Annotated in this window: 14 protein-coding genes; 10 read left to right on the top strand and 4 right to left on the bottom strand. The window is 67.4% G+C overall.

Annotated features, from left to right (window positions below):
* Positions 1-7: 7 nt before the first annotated feature.
* From ACFQ9K_RS14165 to ACFQ9K_RS14145, 5 genes are all read left to right on the top strand, one after another.
* Positions 8-1,696 (top strand): ABC transporter family substrate-binding protein, encoded by a 1,689-nt coding sequence (locus ACFQ9K_RS14165; RefSeq protein ID WP_378717035.1) that lies wholly within the window; start codon positions 8-10, stop codon positions 1,694-1,696.
* Positions 1,697-1,764: 68 nt separating this feature from the next.
* Entirely contained in the window at positions 1,765-3,414 is a 1,650-nt protein-coding gene (locus ACFQ9K_RS14160; RefSeq protein WP_378717034.1) for an ABC transporter family substrate-binding protein, read from the top strand.
* Positions 3,415-3,446: 32 nt separating this feature from the next.
* Positions 3,447-5,129, top strand: a complete 1,683-nt coding sequence (locus ACFQ9K_RS14155; protein WP_378717033.1) for an ABC transporter family substrate-binding protein — start codon at positions 3,447-3,449, stop codon at positions 5,127-5,129.
* 37 nt (positions 5,130-5,166) lie between these two features.
* Positions 5,167-6,837, top strand: coding sequence for an ABC transporter family substrate-binding protein (locus tag ACFQ9K_RS14150; RefSeq protein ID WP_378717032.1), 1,671 nt, complete (start codon positions 5,167-5,169; stop codon positions 6,835-6,837).
* The gene (locus ACFQ9K_RS14145) at positions 6,834-7,496 is read left to right on the top strand and encodes a hypothetical protein (protein ID WP_378717030.1); all 663 of its coding nucleotides are present in this window, start codon (positions 6,834-6,836) and stop codon (positions 7,494-7,496) included. Before ACFQ9K_RS14150 ends, ACFQ9K_RS14145 begins: the two co-directional genes overlap by 4 nt.
* 41 nt (positions 7,497-7,537) lie before the next feature.
* Here ACFQ9K_RS14145 and ACFQ9K_RS14140 read toward each other — a convergent pair whose 3' ends face one another.
* Positions 7,538-8,248 (bottom strand): glyoxalase, encoded by a 711-nt coding sequence (locus tag ACFQ9K_RS14140; RefSeq protein WP_378717029.1) that lies wholly within the window; start codon positions 8,246-8,248, stop codon positions 7,538-7,540.
* 150 nt (positions 8,249-8,398) lie between these two features.
* Between ACFQ9K_RS14140 and ACFQ9K_RS14135 the strand changes: the two genes are divergently transcribed.
* From ACFQ9K_RS14135 to ACFQ9K_RS14120, 4 genes are all read left to right on the top strand, one after another.
* Positions 8,399-9,121 carry a FadR/GntR family transcriptional regulator gene (locus tag ACFQ9K_RS14135; RefSeq protein WP_378717028.1) on the top strand — a complete coding sequence of 241 codons (723 nt, stop codon included), beginning with the start codon at positions 8,399-8,401 and terminating at the stop codon, positions 9,119-9,121.
* Positions 9,122-9,144: 23 nt separating this feature from the next.
* Positions 9,145-9,861, top strand: coding sequence for a sterol desaturase family protein (locus tag ACFQ9K_RS14130; protein ID WP_378717026.1), 717 nt, complete (start codon positions 9,145-9,147; stop codon positions 9,859-9,861).
* Between the two features lie 157 nt (positions 9,862-10,018).
* Entirely contained in the window at positions 10,019-10,987 is a 969-nt protein-coding gene (locus ACFQ9K_RS14125; protein ID WP_378717025.1) for a hypothetical protein, read from the top strand.
* Positions 10,988-11,052: 65 nt separating this feature from the next.
* On the top strand, positions 11,053-13,299 hold the full coding sequence (locus ACFQ9K_RS14120; RefSeq protein ID WP_378717023.1) for a heavy metal translocating P-type ATPase: 2,247 nt from the start codon (positions 11,053-11,055) through the stop codon (positions 13,297-13,299).
* Positions 13,300-13,584: 285 nt separating this feature from the next.
* On the opposite strand, the gene ACFQ9K_RS14115 is transcribed toward ACFQ9K_RS14120, so the two are convergent.
* Positions 13,585-14,475 carry an SDR family oxidoreductase gene (locus ACFQ9K_RS14115; protein WP_378717021.1) on the bottom strand — a complete coding sequence of 297 codons (891 nt, stop codon included), beginning with the start codon at positions 14,473-14,475 and terminating at the stop codon, positions 13,585-13,587.
* Positions 14,476-14,552: 77 nt separating this feature from the next.
* Here ACFQ9K_RS14115 and ACFQ9K_RS14110 point away from each other — a divergent pair, with 77 nt between their 5' ends.
* A complete protein-coding gene (locus ACFQ9K_RS14110; protein ID WP_378983181.1) occupies positions 14,553-15,431 on the top strand; it encodes a helix-turn-helix domain-containing protein in 879 nt (292 codons plus the stop codon).
* A gap of 105 nt (positions 15,432-15,536) precedes the next feature.
* Here ACFQ9K_RS14110 and ACFQ9K_RS14105 read toward each other — a convergent pair whose 3' ends face one another.
* Positions 15,537-16,289, bottom strand: coding sequence for a lysophospholipid acyltransferase family protein (locus ACFQ9K_RS14105; RefSeq protein WP_378717018.1), 753 nt, complete (start codon positions 16,287-16,289; stop codon positions 15,537-15,539).
* Between the two features lie 14 nt (positions 16,290-16,303).
* Positions 16,304-17,050 (bottom strand): lysophospholipid acyltransferase family protein, encoded by a 747-nt coding sequence (locus ACFQ9K_RS14100; protein ID WP_378717017.1) that lies wholly within the window; start codon positions 17,048-17,050, stop codon positions 16,304-16,306.
* Between the last annotated feature and the right edge of the window lie 11 nt (positions 17,051-17,061).

Here is a 17,061-nt window from a genome sequence, read left to right as displayed (position 1 = left end):
GACTGCGATGCCGATCCGAGCAAGCCGAATCCCGGCCCTGCGCCTGGCGATACCGATGGTCGCGCTGGGCCTGGTCGTGACCGGTTGCGGGTCCGGCGACAACGGCTCCGCCGCAGGCGTGTCCAGCGCGATCGGCAGCAGCAGCGACATCAACCCCAAGGACGTCGGCGAGCTGCGCGAGGGCGGCAACCTACGGCTGGCCACCACCGCGTACCCGTCGAACTGGAACACGCTGTCGATCGACGGCAACGACGCCGAGATCGCCGACATCGAACGCCCGCTGATGCCGCGCGCGTTCAACACCGACGCGGCCGGCGAGCTCACGGTCAACCACGACTATTTCACCGATGTCGCGCTGACCGGGACCAATCCGCAGCAGGTCACCTACACGATCAACCCGAAGGCGGTGTGGTCCGACGGCAAGCCGATCACCTGGGAGGACATCCAATCCCAGGCCAAGGCGCTGGACGGCACCGACAAGCGCTTCCTGATCGCCATCACCGTCGGCTTCGACCGGGTGGCGAAGGTCGAGCGCGGCATCGACGACCACCAGGCCGTCATCACGTTCAAGCAGCCGTTCGCCGAATGGCGCGGGCAGTTCGCCGGCAATCTGTCGCTGTTCCCCAAGTCGGTGACCAGCGACCCCGAGGCGTTCAACAAGAGCCTGGTCGACGAGATGAGCCCGACCGCGGGCCCGTTCCTCATCCAGTCCGCCGACCGCGGCAAGGGTCGAATCGTGCTGGGCCGCAACCCGAACTGGTGGGGCGACAAGCCGAAGCTCGACACCATCACCTGGACCGTGCTAGACCGCAACTCCTGGGTCGGCGGCCTGCAGAACAACGAACTCGACGCCGTGCTGCTCACCAACCTCGACGACGCGACCACGGTGCGGAAGTCTTCCGGCGTGGTCGTGCGGCGGGCGCCCGGTAATCGCTGGCGGCACATCACCTTCAACGGCGCGCCCGGCTCCATCCTCGAGGATGCCGGTGTGCGCGTGGCGATCTCGAAGGCGATCGACCGTCAGGGCATCGCCACCGCGGTGCAGAACGGCCTCGTGGAGAACCCGAAACCGCTGAACAGTCACGTCTTCCTGGAAGGGCAGGCCGGCTACCAGAACAACAGCCTCGGCTACGACCCCGACGCCGCCGCGAAGGAACTCGACGCCCTCGGCTGGAGACTCAACGGCGACACCAGGGAGAAGGACGGCCGCAAACTGGTCATCCGCGACGTGATGTACAAGGACGACACCTGGGTGCAGATCGCCCAGATCATCCAGCAGAACCTCGCCCAGATCGGCGTCAAACTGATCGTCGACACCAAGCCAGGCGCGAACTTCTTCACCGACGTGATCAACCCCGGCGACTTCGACGCCGCCCAATTCGTCTACGTCGGCGACGCTTTCCCGCTCAGCAGCATCCCCCAGACCTACGGCTACCACCCCGGCGACTGGCAGAACAACTTCGGCCACATCGGCTCCCCCCAACTCAACACCCTCATCGATCAGACCCTGTCGGAACTGGATCCGAAGAAGGCGATCGACCTGGCCAACCAGGTGGACCGAAAGGTGTTCGAGGAAGGGCACTCCCTGCCATTGACCCAGTCCGAAGGAAACTGGGGCGTACGCTCCGACATCGCCAACTTCGGGTCACCGGGGCTGGCCTCGTACGACTACACCAAGATCGGATTTGTGAAGTGAGCCAAGCTGTACAAGGTCGCGGAAAGTCTCTCCGGAGATGCTCGGCGACAACGAGGTTCGCTGTTCCCGTGCTCACGCTCGGCTTGCTCGTGAGCGGCTGCTCGAGTTCCGACGACGACAGTCATGCCCGAGGTGAGACCGGCGCGCTGAGCACGACCAACGACATCAATCCGAAAGACCGCGACCAACTGCGCGACGGCGGCAACCTGCGGCTGGCCACCTCGGCGATCCCGGAGAACTGGAACACGCTGTCCATCGACGGAAACGACGCCTCGATCAACAGCATCCTGCGGCCCGCGATGCCGCGCGCCTATCGGACCGATGCCGCGGGCAAGCTGGCCCTCGACACCGACTACTTCACCGATATCCAGCTGACCAGCACCACGCCACAGGTCGTCACCTACACGATCAACCCGAAGGCGGTGTGGTCCGATGGATCGCCGATCACCTGGGAGGACATGCGTTCCCAGGGCCTGGCGCTGAGCGGAGCCGACAAGCGGTTCCAGATCGCGCAGTCGTTCGGCTTCGACCGCGTGGAGAAGATCGAACGCGGCGTCGACGACCGGCAGGCGGTCATCACGTTCAAGCAGCCGTACGCGGAGTGGCAGGGGCAGTTCGCCGGGGAGGGATCGCTGTTCCCCAAGTCGGTGACCGCTGATCCGGAGGCGTTCAACAAGGGCCTGATCGATGGGGTCACCCTCACTGCTGGTCCATTCCTGGTGCAGAACGTCGACCGCACCCAACGACGCGTCGTCCTCGGCCACAACCCGAAATGGTGGGGTAACACCCCGAAACTCGACACCATCACCTTCAGCGTGCTCGATCCTGCCGCGATGATTCCCGCATTGCAGAACAACGAGATAGACGCGGTCGGGCTCGGCACCCTCGACGACGTGAAGACGGCGCGGAACACCCCAGGCATCGCGATCCGGCGAGCGACCAGCAACTTCTGGGGCCATCTACGCTTCAACGGTGCGCCCGGCTCCATCCTCGCCGATCCCCAACTGCGCATTGCCGTTTCGAAGGCGATCGACCGGCAGGGCATCGTCACCGCCATCCACAACGGCATGATCGAGAACCCGAAACCGCTGAACAGCCACGTCTTCCTGGCGGGTCAGGTCGGCTACCAGGATAATTCGGCGCCCATCGCGTACGACCCTGCCGCGGCCGCGCGGATGCTCGACGACCTCGGCTGGAAACTCAACGGCGAGTTCCGGGAGAAGGACGGCCGCAAGCTCGAGATCCGCGACGTCATGCTCAACAGCCAGGGCTGGATCCAGATGGCGCAGATCATGCAGCAGAACCTGGCCCAGGTCGGGGTCAAACTGATCATCGACACCAGGCCCGCGCAGGGCCTGTTCACCGACGTCATCCGACCGGGCAACTTCGACGTAGCCCAATTCTCCCTCGTCGGCGACGCGTTCCCGATCGGCGATCTCGCCCAACTGTTCGCGTACAACCCCGACGACCTGCAGGGCAACTACGGCCGGATCGGTTCGCCGGAACTGAACGCGCTGATCGAACGGACCGTCTCCGAACTCGATCCGCAGAAGGTGATCGAACTGGCCAACGAGGTGGATCGAAAGATCTTTGAGGAGGGGCATTCGCTGCCGCTGTACCAAACGCCGGGCAACGTCGGCGTGCGCGCCGAGCTGGCAAATTATGGGGCCGCCGGCCTCGCCTCCTACGACTACACCAAAATCGGGTTCGTCAAGTAACTACGCAGCATTCCTGCGGGAAGGAGCGAAACATGCGTGTTCGTTCATGGACAACTAGATTGGCGATTCCGCTGGTCGCCCTCGGGTTGGTCGCCGCAGGATGCAGTTCCGACGACACCAGTGCGCCCGCGGGTTCCACCGACGCGCTCGGAACCACCAACGACATCAATCCGAAGGATGTCAGCGAACTCCGCGACGGGGGCAACCTGCGGCTGGCGCTCGGCGCGCTCCCGCAGAACTGGAACGGACTCACCAACGACGGAAACGACGCCGATACGGCTGCGCTGTTGCGCCCGACCATGCCGCGCGCGTTCAAAACCGATGCGGCGGCTAATCTTTCGGTCAACACCGATTACTTCACCGATATTCAGCTGACCAGTACCGAACCGAAACAGGTGGTCACCTACACCATCAACCCCAAGGCGGTCTGGTCCGACGGCACGCCGATCACCTGGGAGGATATCCAGTCACAAGCACACGCGATGAGCGGTGTGGACAAGTCGTTCCTGATCGCCGCCACCGCGGGCTTCGACCGGGTGGAGAAGGTCGAACGCGGTGTCGACGACAAACAAGCGGTGATCACCTTCGCGAAGCATTACGCCGACTGGCGCGGACAATTCGCGGGCACGACGTTCTTCTTCCCCAAATCGGTGACCTCGACACCGGAGGCGTTCAACAAGAGCCTGCTTCAGGATCCCGGGCCGAGTGCGGGACCGTTCATGGTCCAGTCCATCGACCGGGCACAGGGCCGTGTGGTACTCGGCCATAACCCGAAGTGGTGGGGCGACAAGCCGAAGCTCGACACGATCACCTTCAGCGCCCTCGACAACTCCGCTCAGCTGCCTGCGCTGCAAAACAACGAGATCGACGCCGTCGGCATCGCCAGCCGGGATGAGCTGAAGACCGCGCAGAACACCGCGGGCATCGTGCTGCGCCGGGCCCCGGGCAATCAATGGTCGCACCTGACCTTCAACGGCGCACCGGGCTCCATTCTCGCTGATGCCAAACTGCGGGTGGCGATTTCGAAGGCCATCGACCGGCAGGCCATCGCGACCGCTACGCAGAACGGCCTGGTGGAGAACCCGAAGCCGCTGAACAATCACATCTACATACGCGGCCAGGAGGGCTACCAGGAGAACAACCTGCCCTTCGATCCGACCGCGGCCGCCAAGGAATTGGATGATCTCGGGTGGAAGCTCAACGGGGACGTCCGGGAAAAGGACGGCCGCAAGCTGGAGATCCGCGACGTCATGTACAACCAGGACGTCTGGGTCCAGATCGCCCAGATCATCCAGCAGAACCTCGCGCAGGTCGGCGTGAAGCTGAACATCGAGACCAAACCGGGCGCCGGCTTCTTCAGCGATGGAATCATTCCGGGCAACTTCGATGTCGGGCAGTGGAGTTGGGTGGGCGACCCGTTCCCGCTCAGCAGCCTCCCCCAGATCTGGGGCTACAACCCCGATGACGTGCAGGGCAACTACGGCCGGATCGGATCGCCCGAACTCAACGGCCTGATCGAGCAGGCGGTGTCGGAGCTGGACCCGAAGAAGGCCATCGAGCTGGCCAATCAGGTCGACCGCAAGGTCTTCGAGGAAGGTCACTCGCTGCCGCTCACGCAGTCTCCCGGCAATATCGCGGTCCGCGCCAACCTGGCGAACTTCGGTGCGGCGGGCCTGGCGACCTACGACTACACCAAAATCGGTTTCGTGAAGTAGACGGTTCCGATCGCTCCATGAACAGGAAGGTCCCCGAATGAGGATTCGTTCCCTCAGTGCGCGGGTCGCGATTCCGTGCGTCGCCATCGGGCTCATCGTGTCCGGTTGTGGTGACAACGGCGGCGTGACGCCGGGCACGAGCACTATCGGTACTACGAACGACATCAATCCGAAGGATCCGAGCGAGCTGCGGGACGGGGGCAATCTGCGGCTGTCGCTGTCCGCGTTCCCGGAGACGTTCAACACCCTGCACGTCGACGGGAACACCGATGACGGATCGGCGATCGCGGCGCCGACGATGCCGACGCCGTTCGTCAGTGACGCCGCGGGTGATCTGACCGTGGATCACAACTTCTTCACCGATGTGCAGCTGACCGGCACCAGCCCGCAGCAGGTCACCTACACGATCAATCCGAAGGCCGTGTGGTCCGATGGTTCGCCGATCACCTGGGCGGATCTGCGCTCGCAGGCGGAGGCGCTGAGCGGCCGGGACAGCCGGTTCCTCATTGCGGGCACCAGCGGGTTCGAGCGGGTGGAGAAGGTCGAACGCGGGGTCGACGACCGGCAGGCGATCGTCACGTTCAACAAGCCCTACGCGGAATGGAAGGGGCAGTTCGGCTACCTCTATCCGAAGGAAACCACCGGCACCCCGGAGGCTTTCAACGATCGCGACCGGAACGCACCGGCGGTCAGTGCGGGCCCGTTCGTGGTCACCGAGATCGACCGCGCCCAGAACCGGATCACCCTCGGGCGCAATCCGAAGTGGTGGGGTCCGACGCCGAAGCTGGACCGGATCACCTTCAGCGTGCTGGACAGCACGGCGACGCTGCCCGCGGTGCAGAACAACGAGCTCGACTACGCGTACATGTCCGGCATCGAAAATGTCACTGCCGCACGCAATGCCAAGAATGTCGTCATTCGCCGCACACCAGAGCCCAGCTGGTCACACCTGACCTTCAACGGCGCGCCCGGCGCGCTGCTCGAGGACCCCAAGCTGCGCATCGCCATTTCGAAGGCGATCGACCGGCAGGGGCTGGTCACGGCCGCGCAGAACGGTGTGGTCGACAACCCGAAGCCGCTCAACAATCACATTTTCATGGCGGGCCAGAAGGGTTACCAGGACAACGCCGCGCCGATCGCCTACGACCCGGACGCGGCCGCCCGGATGCTGGACGAGCTCGGTTGGAAGCTCAACGGCGATGTGCGCGAAAAGGATGGGCGCAAGCTCGAACTGCGGGATGTCATGTACCAGCAGGACCTGTGGGTGCAGACCGCGCAGATCGTGCAGCAGAATCTGGCGAAGGTCGGCGTGAAGCTGACCATCCAGACGGTGCCCGGCGCCGGCCTGTTCAAGAACGTCATCGATCCGGGCAACTTCGACATCGCCCAGTTCAGCTGGGTCGGTAGCGTTCTCCCGCTCGGCGCGCTGCCGCAGATCTATGCCTACGACCCGAACAACCTGCAGAGCAACAAGGCTCGGATCGGCTCCCCGGAGTTGAACGCGCTGATCGAGCAGACCGTCGCGGAACTGGATCCGCAGAAGGCCATCGAACTCGCCAACAAGTGCGACCAGATGATCTGGGCCGAGGGGTATTCCGTGCCGTTGCACCAGGCTTCGGGCACCTATGCCGTCCGCGACAACCTCGCGAACTACGGCGCGTTCGGCCTCGCGTCGGCCGACTACACGAAAGTCGGCTTCCTGAAGTGAGTTTCGGATCGGGCCACCCCCTGGCCTATCCGATCAGCGTGACGATCGGCGCCCTGGCGGTATGCCTCGCCTGGGCGCCGTTCGGCGATCTGGACCAGGTGGCGGCGTTGGCCACGGTGGCGCTGGGGATCATCGGATACGCGGGCTATCGAATCGCGGTCGCGCGCGGACTTCTCGCCTACTGGCCCTCGGGAACCACCCGCACCGTTGGCGTTTCCCGAGTCCGCCAGCAGCATCGGCTGGTCAGCCGCTCCTGGCTCGAAATCCGCGAAACCGGCCGCCCCCGTTGGCTCCCGGTCTATTTCGACCCGGCTCTGATGACTTTGACCGAATCCAGGGCCGACCTGACCGACCGAACCATCCACGTCGCCGGCCACCGCCTCTACCCCGCAGGCCGCATCCGCACCACCGAACCACCCGGCCGCCTCATCGACAACCCCTCCCTCCCCGACCCGCACGCCCCCACCCTCACCACCACCGCGACCCGGCTACGCCGCCGCCTCCTCCTCGACGCCCAATCCACCGTCGCCGCCCCCTTCGCCGCCCTCCTGTGGATATACGTGGACACCGGCACCTTCACCACCTTCCTCGCCGCCACCTCCGTAGCCGCCGCCACCGCCCTCTGGCTCTCCGCCATCCGCGGCTCCGACCCGAGCTGACCTTTGATCCCACGAGCTCGGCCGTTCGGCCCGGGTCGGGTTCAGGGCTGTAGCCAGTGTTGTAGGTCGGTGACTGTTTGTAGTTCTGCGGCGACTGTGGCTCGGTCGGATGGGGTTAGGTTCAGGGCGTCGATTTCGGTTATCAGGGTGGCTACTTTGGCGGAATCTTCTGCGGCGGCGGCTATTTCGGCGAGCATGGCTAGGGCGCGGGCCTGGTCGGTGGGGGTGGCGGTGGGGGCGTGGCGGCGTAGGGCGGTTTCGAGGATGCGGGTGGCGGTGGGGTCGTCGTTCTTGAATTCGCGGTAGTTGCGGGCGTTGTCGAGGGCTCGGGGGAGGCCGGAGAGTTCCTGGGCGCCGCCGTATTTCAGTTTCGGGATGTTGTGCTGCAGGTAGATGACCGAGTTGCCGACCGGGTCCACGACGGTGAATCGGGTTTGGCCAGGGCGGAATCGGGTGATCCGGGGTAGGCCGCGGGCGGGCACCCGGCCGTAGCGGGCGCGGAGGGCGGCGCTGAATTCCGCGTGCCAGGCGGCCACTTCGTCCACCTTGACCAGGCAGCTGATGTACGCCTGCTCGGCGCTGAGGTCTTTCGGCGTCGGCCCGAAATGCAGTTCGAAGCCGTCGCGCCGCACCTCGCCGTAGGTGTAGGGGCGGGTCATCTCCCGGGTGACCGTGTAGCCGAGTGTGCGGTAGAAATCCAATGTCGCCGGCAGGTCGCCGCCCCAGAGCTGCGGTATCGAAATGCTTGCCATCCGTGCCTCCCCTTGGTGATCGAGTCCGGAATCGACCGTACGGATCGCCGTGGGTCCCGCGCCTATGTCAATTTCCGAGATCTAGGTCACCCGATCACGAATTGGTCTGACCACTTGACCTCCTGACCTATTCGAGCGCAGAGTGGGAGCATGGCCTTGCAACCAGTGATCAAGCGGTCGGTGTCGGGAGACGTTTTCGAACAGATCGCGGCGGATGTGTTGAGCGGGGAGCTGGCCCCGGGAACGACGTTGCCCAGCGAGCGGCAACTGGCCGAGGCGCTGGGGGTGTCGCGCCCCGCGGTGCGCGAGGCGTTGCAGCGGCTGGCGGCGGCCGGGCTGGTCGCGGTGCGGCAGGGGGACGCGACGACCGTGCTGGACTACCGGCGCGGGGCCGGGCTGGAGGTTTTGCCGCGACTGCTGGTGCAGGCCGGCGAACTGGATCCGGCGGTGGCGCGCAGCATCTTGGAGACCCGCCTGCACAACGCGCCGAAGGTGGCCGAACTGGCCGCCGTCCGGTTGGGCGCGACGGAGTCCGCCGCGGTCGGCGCGGCGCTGACCGGCAGCGTGGACGCGCTTGCCGCGGAACAGGATCCGGTGGTGCGGCAGCGGCACGCGCTGGAGTTCTGGGATCACGTGGTCGACGCGGCCGACTCGATCGTGTTCCGGCTGATGTTCAACATGCTGCGCGCCGCCTACGAACCGGCCCTCGTGGCGCTGGCCCCGGTCATGTCCGCCGAGGTGGGCAATGTCGAGGCCTACCGCGCACTGGCCGCCGCCATCATGGCGGGCCGGCCTCAAGACGCCGCCGACATCGCCAGGGCGTTGCTCGAGCCGGCGACCACCGCACTGATCGGCATCCTCGGCGGACGCTGATCACGTTTCACCTAGGAATCACGATGACGAAACCCCATTCCGCCGAGCAGGACTCGGTCGAGCGCAACACCCGTTCCCGGGTGCGCAACGACGAACGAGCACTGCGCCGCGGCCTCACCCTCGGCGCGGCCCTGCGCGAATTCCTCCGCCATCCCTCGCCGTGGTTGATCGGCCTCACGTTGATCGCGGCGCTGGCCGGCCGGATCCTGGTGGGCGACTGGCAATTGACCGACGCGCTGGTGCCCGCGGCGATGCTCGCGGTGTTCCCGGTCTTCGAATGGATCGTGCACGTCACCGTGTTGCATTGGCGGCCCAGGCAACTCGGGCCGATCGCGATCGACAGCGAGCTGGCCCGCAAACACCGTGAGCACCATGTCGATCCGCGCGACATCCCGCTGATCTTCATCCCGACCAAGACCCTGTCGGTGCTGGTGGTCGTCCTGATCGCGCTGGGCGTGTTCGCGTTCCCCCGGCTCGGCCTCGGCCTGACCTTCCTGCTCACCATCACGATCCTCGGCCTCGGCTACGAGTGGACCCACTACCTCATCCACACCGACTACAAGCCGAAGCACTCGCTCTACCGCGCGGTCTGGCGCAACCATCGCCACCACCACTACAAGAACGAGCACTACTGGTTCACCGTCACCACATCCGGCACCGCGGACCGCCTCTTCGGTACCCATCCGGACCCGTCCGCCACCGAATCCTCCCCCACCGCCCGTCACCTGCACGCGGGCTGATCTCCGCGCGGCATCGAAAGGCCATCGCCCAAGGGCGGTGGCCTTTTTCGTGCCGCGGCACGGCTGTGACCAGGCGCACTCCGATCACCGCCGAACAAGTTCTTGACTGAGTACCCTAGGGGGGTATGGTAGCTACAGGAAAGAAACGGAGCATCCGATGAACGCAACCACCAAGTTCGCCGGTTTCACCCTCGGCCTGGCCGCCGTCTTCGGCATTGCCCTCGCTACCGGCGCGGTGATCGGCCCCGATCCCGCCGCCCCCGAATCACCCGCTCACACGGATGGGCCCGCTGCCCCGTCCGACCACGCACCTGGAGGAATGATGGCCACCGAGAACGGCTACACCCTGCGCCTCGACACCGCGCTCACCACGGCGGCGCCGAATGTTCCGCTGCGGTTCCGCATCCTGGATCAGGACGGCACACCGGTCACCCGATACCAGCGCAACCACGACAAGGACCTGCACCTGATCGTGGTCCGGCGCGACATGGTCGCGTTCCAGCACGTGCATCCGGTCCGCGCCGCCGACGGAACCTGGAGCGTCCCACTGGATCTCACCCGCGCCGGGGACTACCGGGTGTTCGCCGATTTCATCCCGGAGGGCGGCGCGAATCTGACCCTCGGCGCGGATCTGCGGGTCGCGGGCAACTACGACCCGCAGCCGCTGCCGCGCGCGTCGACCACCGCCACGGTCGGCGGCTACACCGTCACCCTGGACGGCGCCGTCGCCGCCGGGCAGGCCTCGAAGGTCACGCTGTCGGTGAGCCGCGACGGCAAGCCGGTCACCGACCTGGAGCCCTACCTGGCGGCGTACGGTCACCTGGTCGCGCTGCGCACCGCCGACCTCGCCTACCTGCACGTACACCCGGACGGCCACCCCGGTGACGGCGTCACCCCGGCCGGTCCCGGCATCACCTTCTACGTCACCGCGCCCAGCGCGGGCGACTACCGGTTGTTCCTCGACTTCCAGCACGGGGGCGTGGTCCGCACCGCCGAGTTCACCCTGACCGTCGGCCAGGGCACCGCGGCGGCCGACCCGGTGAACCACGGCGACCACGGCGGTACCCCCGCCCCCGAGCCGGCCCACGCCGGCCACGGCGCACCGGCACCGGCGCACACCCACTGAAGCGCGCCGGTCGCCCCCACGCCGGCTGAATCTCCACTACCGTGCCGCACAGAACGGAGCACACGATGACCACCACGGCACAACCACCCGGCATCGGGCAGGTCGAACTGGTGATCGGCGGCATGACCTGCGCGTCCTGCGCCAATCGCATCGAGAAGAAGCTGAACAAGCTCGACGGTGTCACCGCGACGGTGAACTATGCCACGGAGAAGGCCAGGGTCGACGTCACCGGCGATGTCTCGCCCGCGGATCTGATCGCCACGGTCGAGCAGGCCGGCTACAGCGCGACGCTGCCCACCCCGAAGACCGCGGAAACCGTTGCGGCCGAGGTCGATCCGACCGCCGCGCTGCGCACCCGGCTGCTGGTCTCGCTGGTGCTGACCCTGCCGGTGATCGCGATGGCGATGATTCCCGCGGTGCAGTTCACCAACTGGCAGTGGCTCTCGCTCACGCTGGCCGCGCCGGTCGTGGTGTGGGGCGCGCTGCCGTTCCACCGGGCCGCGCTGACCAACCTGCGCCACGGCACCGCCACCATGGACACGCTGGTGTCGATGGGTACCCTCGCGGCGCTCGGCTGGTCGCTGTACGCCCTGTTCTGGGGCACCGCGGGCATGCCGGGGATGAAGCACCCGTTCGAGTTCACCATCTCCCGGATGGACGGCACCGGCAGCATCTACCTGGAGGCCGCGGCGGGCGTTACGACGTTCATCCTGGCCGGGCGCTACTTCGAGGCGCGGTCCAAGCGGCGGGCCGGTGCGGCCCTGCGGGCGCTGCTCGAGCTCGGCGCGAAGGAGGTCTCGGTGCTGCGCGACGGGACCGAACGGCGGATCCCGGTGGAGCAGTTGGCCGTCGGCGATCGGTTCGTGGTTCGTCCCGGGGAGAAGATCGCCACCGACGGCGTGGTGGTGGAGGGTTCGTCGGCGGTCGACGCGTCGATGCTGACCGGTGAGTCCGTGCCGGTGGAGGTCGGGACCGAGGACGCGGTGGTCGGCGCCACGGTGAACGTCGGCGGCCGGATCGTGGTGCGCGCCACCCGGATCGGCTCGGACACTCAGCTCGCGCAGATGGCGAAGCTGGTCGAGGACGCGCAGACCGGAAAGGCGCAGGCCCAGCGGCTGGCCGATCAGATCTCCGGCTATTTCGTGCCGATCGTGATCGCGCTGTCGATAGCGACGCTCGGCTTCTGGCTCGGCACCGGCGGTTCGGTCGCGGCGGCGTTCACCGCCGCGGTCGCGGTGCTGATCATCGCCTGCCCGTGCGCCCTCGGGCTGGCCACACCGACCGCGCTGATGGTCGGCACCGGTCGCGGCGCGCAGCTCGGCATCCTGATCAAGGGGCCGGAGGTGCTGGAATCGACCAGGCGGGTGGACACCGTGGTGCTGGACAAGACCGGCACCGTCACCACCGGCCGGATGACGCTGCTGGATGTCGTCGCGGCCGAAGGCGAAAACGCCGACCAGGTGCTCGCTCTCGCTGGGGCGCTGGAGGATTCGTCCGAGCACCCGATCGCGCAGGCGATCGCCAAGGGTGCCCGCGAAAGGGTCGGTGCGCTGCACCCGGTCGAGGGCTTCGCGAATATCGAGGGCCTCGGGGTGCAGGGCGTGGTGGACGGGCACGCGGTGGTCGTCGGCCGGGCCCGGCTGCTCGCCGACTGGGCACAGCGGTTGGACGCCGAGCTGGAGCGCGCCATGCGAACTGCCGAGGCCGACGGCAAGACCGCGGTGGCGGTGGGTTGGGACGGCAGGGCGCGCGGCGTGCTCGTGGTCGCCGATGCGGTGAAACCGACTTCGGCACAGGCGATCTCGCAGCTGCGGGCGCTCGGCCTGACCCCGATCATGCTGACCGGCGACAACGCGGCGGCGGCCGCGGCGATCGCCACGCAGGTCGGCATCGACGAGGTGATCGCGGAGGTGCTGCCGCAGGACAAGGTGGACACGATCAAACGGCTGCAGGCCGAGGGCAAGGTCGTGGCGATGATCGGCGACGGCGTCAACGACGCCGCGGCGCTGGCCCAGGCCGACCTCGGCTTGGCCATGGGCACCGGCACCGACGTGGCCATCGAGGCCAGCGATCTCACCCTGGTGCGCGGCGATCTGCGGGCCGCGGTCGATGCGATCCGGCTGGCCCGCCGGACCCTCGGCACGATCAAGGGCAACCTGTTCTGGGCCTTCGCCTACAACGTCGCCGCGATCCCGCTGGCCATGGCCGGCCTGCTGAATCCGATGCTCGCGGGCGCCGCCATGGCGTTCTCCTCGGTCTTCGTGGTCAGCAACAGCCTGCGCCTGCGCACCTTCCGCTCCACCGCGCAGTAGCCCGGAAACCCGACGGGACGGCACCCACCGGTGCCGTCCCGTTCGGCGTTGCTAGCGCAAGATGCCGCTGTTCCCCAGTGCCATGGCGGCACTTCCCGTGCCCCACGCCGCGGCGGCGCTACCGGTCACACCCAAGAGGGCAAGCAGAGCGAGCATGAATTCGACCTTCCATCGAGCCAGTGATCAGCAAGCGAAAGTTACTGCCGCCCAACAGCACTCCACAATGGCCCGGGCCGGACTCTCGGCAACCTCCCGCGCAATTGCCAGCCGATTCACAGCCGGTGACTACGCGATGGTTCCCCGGCCGCGAGCCGCACCGGCCGGCGCCGGGCGGAACAGCGCGGCGTGATCGGCGGCCCACTCGGCGTAGGTCCGGGGTGCGCGGCCGAGGGCTCGGCGGAGATCGTCGGTGACGACCGCGTTGCCACCGGAACGGATGTATTCCTGCCCGGCGAGGGCGCCGTCGATGAACTCCTCCGACCGCCCGGCGGCGCGCATGTGGTCGCGGGCCGCCTCGTTCGGCACATCGACGACCTCCAGCGGTTGGCCGAGCACCTCGGCGAGCACGGCCGCCTGATCCGCGCTGGTCAGCAGTTCGGGGCCGGTCAGGGTGTAGATGCGGCCCGCATGGCCGGACGAGAGCAAGGCCGCCACCGCGACCGCGGAGACGTCGCGCGGATCGATGACGCCCTGCTGGCCGGTGCCGGTCATGCTGGGCACGGGCTGGCCGTTGCGGATCGCGTCGGCCCAGCTCAGGGTGTTCGAGGCGAAGGAGCTCGGGCGCAGGATGGTCCATTCGACGCCGCTGGCCCGCACCGCCCGCTCGCCGGGCAGATGCCAGGCGCCGACCCGGCCGACCCGGTCTTCGCCGGTGCCGATGGCGGAGAGCTTCACGATGCGGCGGACGCCGGCGTCGCGCGCGGTGATGATCAGCGTGCGGTCGGCATCGACGTATTCCGGGCCGAGCACGCCGACGATGAACGCGGCGTCCACGCCGGTCGCCGCCGCCGTGATCGAGGCCGGATCGTGGTAGTCGCCGCGCACCACCTCGACACCCGCGGGCAGTTGCGCCCGGGCCGGGTCGCGGGTGAGCGCCCGGACCTGTTCGCCGCGCGCCGCCAACTGCCGGACGATTTCGCTGCCGATGGTGCCCGTGGCACCGGTGATCAGAATCATGCAAGCCACGCTGCCGCGCGGACCATCGCGTTCTCTAGGAGATTTCGGCACAACCGCGGCGCCGCAGAATGCTTACAGTGGATTCGGTGACCGCCATGCCGCGCCCGGTGCCCGTCGTCACCGCCGACCTCGTCGAGGCGACGGTCCCCGTACCCGAATCGCTGCGGCCGTGGTTCACCGAGCTGGGCCGCATCCCGACCGTCCGGGACCTGGCCGAATCGTTCGCACACGTCCCGCAGGCCGCGACCACGATCGTGCTGCGCGCGCAGCCGGGCGCGCCGCGCGTGGCCCTGGTCATCGGACCGCAGACCAAGGCGCTCTACTCGCATCCGAGCAAACCCGCGTCCTGCCTGCGGCTGCGGTTGGCGCACGGTGCGGCCCGGCCGCTGCTTGGCGTCCCCGCGGCGGCGCTCACCGATCGGGTCGTCCGGCTCGCCGACCTGCCCGGCGTCGCCGCCGATCTCGCCGCCGCGCTGGTCGAGCTGAGCGCCGAAGACATCTTCGAGTTCCTCGAAGACACACTGCCGCAACGCGTTTCCGAGGATGCCACCCGTCGCGCGCAACGCGAGGTACTCCGCTCGGCGGTCGCCGCGCTGTCGGCGGATCCGAACGGACGCTCCATGCGTGCGCTGGCGGCCGACGTCGCGGTCAGCGAACGCCAGCTCCGCAACCTGTTCACCGCCGGAATCGGCGTCTCCCCCAAGCATTTCGCGCGCATCGATCGGGTACGCCGCGTCTTGACCCAGGTGCGAAGCACACCGCTGGCGCAATCACCCTTCAGCACAAGCGATGACGAGCCCAAGACATCCCTCGCGCAGCTCGCCGCGGACAACGGCTACTTCGACCAATCCCACCTGACCGCCGACTTCCGCACCCTCATGGGCGTCCCGCCACGCTCGTTCCTCCGCGGCGCGGTCCCCACCCCGTCTCCCTGCCGCCCACTGGACCGCATCTAACTGCGCCAGCAACCCAACGGCCACTACACCGTCCCGTCCGGTGATCGAGCGGGACCTCATGGAGCGTCCACTCGATGTTTCGCGCAGCTATGTCCCGCTCAGCGATCAGGGGTTCGGGGGTTGGGACTTGGCTCGGCGGCGGGCCAGTTCTTCCTGTTCGAGGATGGCGGCTTCGGCGAGGGTGGGGGCGGTGCCGCCAAGGCGGGCGGGGACCCAGCGGGCGCCAGGTTCCATGGGGTAGTCCTGCTGGGCCTGGGTGAGGAGGTCGCTCATGGCGGTGCGGAGGGTGGCGGTGAGGGCGTCCGGGGATTCGGCGGGCGGGATGGGTTCGCCGATGCGGATGTTGATCGGGAAGTTGTGCCTGCCGAGCTGTTTCGGGATGTCCTTGGTCCAGACGCGGTGCGCGCCCCAGATGGCCAGGGGGATGATCGGGACGCCTGCTTCGATGGCCATGCGCGCGGCGCCGGATTTGAAGTCCTTCAGCTCGAAGCTGCGGCTGATGGTCGCCTCGGGATAGACCACGACGAGTTCGCCGTCGCGCAGGGCGTGCACGGCGCGGCCATAGGATTCGGCGCCCGCGGTGCGGTCGACGCCGATCGCCTTGCAGTGCTTCATCAGGAAGCCGACGATGCCGTGCTCGAGCTCGGCCTTCATCATGTACCTGACATTGCGGCCGGACTTGCGCCCGACCAGGCCGACCTCCATGAAGTCCAGGTACGCGGTGTGATTCACGGCCAGCACCGCGCCGCCCGAACTCGGGATCCGGTGCTGACCGGCGATGTCGATCCGCAGTCCCTGCACCGTGAAGATGGTGCGCACCAAGCCGGTGAGGAGGTCGTAAACCGGTTCCCGAGCCATCCGAATCTCCGCTGTTACGAGGCCGTCTTCTTTCGCGCGGCCTTTTCCGCGGCCTCGGCGGCGTCGAGCGCGTCGGCCTCCTCCAGGGTAGGAGCGCTGCCGCCGAGCCGAGCCGGTACCCAGTACGCGCCGGGCTCGTGGGTGTAGTCCTGCTGCAGGTCGAGCAGCATCTCCTGCATGGTCGTGCGGAGTTTCGCGGTCAACTCGGACGCGGGCTCGAACGGGGCGATCGGCGCGCCGACGGCGATGGAGATCGGGGTGTTGGTGCGGCCCAGACGCTTCGGGAAGCCCTTGGTCCACACCCGCTGCGCGCCCCAGATGACGATCGGGATGATCGGCACGCCGGACTCGATGGCCATCCGCGCGGCGCCGGACTTGAAGTCCTTGATCTCGAAGCTGCGGCTGATCGTCGCCTCGGGGTACACGCCGACCAGCTCGCCGCGTTGCAGGTATTCGACGGCGGCCTTGTAGGAGTCCGCACCCGCGCCCCGGTCGACCGGAATGTGCTTGAGCACGCGCATGATCGGGCCGGAGATCTTGTCGTCGAAGACCTCTTTCTTGGCCATGAACCGGATGTAGCGCTTGGGGGTGCGCACCGGCAGCCCCGCGTAGGTGAAGTCCATGTACCCGGTGTGGTTGACCGCGAGCACGGCACCACCCCGCGCGGGGATGTGTTCAGCGCCCTTGACGGTGAACTTCAGGCCTTCGACGAAGAAGACGGTACGGGCAAGGCCGATGATCGTCCGGTAGACGGGTTCCACAATTCCGCTAG

Source organism: Nocardia sp. NPDC056564, assembly GCF_042793755.1.
GTDB lineage: Bacteria > Actinomycetota > Actinomycetes > Mycobacteriales > Mycobacteriaceae > Nocardia.
The sequence above is the reverse complement of the archived record's forward strand: the minus strand, read 5'-3'. Positions and strand labels throughout refer to the sequence as shown.

What these genes read in the sequence shown, in the direction of transcription:
- ACFQ9K_RS14165 (WP_378717035.1), top strand. Translation starts at nt 8, where the DNA reads ATGCCGATCCGAGCAAGCCGAATCCCGGCCCTGCGCCTGGCGATACCG.
- ACFQ9K_RS14155 (WP_378717033.1), top strand. Translation starts at nt 3,447, where the DNA reads ATGCGTGTTCGTTCATGGACAACTAGATTGGCGATTCCGCTGGTCGCC.
- ACFQ9K_RS14150 (WP_378717032.1), top strand. Translation starts at nt 5,167, where the DNA reads ATGAGGATTCGTTCCCTCAGTGCGCGGGTCGCGATTCCGTGCGTCGCC.
- ACFQ9K_RS14140 (WP_378717029.1), bottom strand. Translation starts at nt 8,248, where the DNA reads ATGGCAAGCATTTCGATACCGCAGCTCTGGGGCGGCGACCTGCCGGCG.
- ACFQ9K_RS14135 (WP_378717028.1), top strand. Translation starts at nt 8,399, where the DNA reads ATGGCCTTGCAACCAGTGATCAAGCGGTCGGTGTCGGGAGACGTTTTC.
- ACFQ9K_RS14130 (WP_378717026.1), top strand. Translation starts at nt 9,145, where the DNA reads ATGACGAAACCCCATTCCGCCGAGCAGGACTCGGTCGAGCGCAACACC.
- ACFQ9K_RS14125 (WP_378717025.1), top strand. Translation starts at nt 10,019, where the DNA reads ATGAACGCAACCACCAAGTTCGCCGGTTTCACCCTCGGCCTGGCCGCC.
- ACFQ9K_RS14120 (WP_378717023.1), top strand. Translation starts at nt 11,053, where the DNA reads ATGACCACCACGGCACAACCACCCGGCATCGGGCAGGTCGAACTGGTG.
- ACFQ9K_RS14115 (WP_378717021.1), bottom strand. Translation starts at nt 14,475, where the DNA reads ATGATTCTGATCACCGGTGCCACGGGCACCATCGGCAGCGAAATCGTC.
- ACFQ9K_RS14105 (WP_378717018.1), bottom strand. Translation starts at nt 16,289, where the DNA reads ATGGCTCGGGAACCGGTTTACGACCTCCTCACCGGCTTGGTGCGCACC.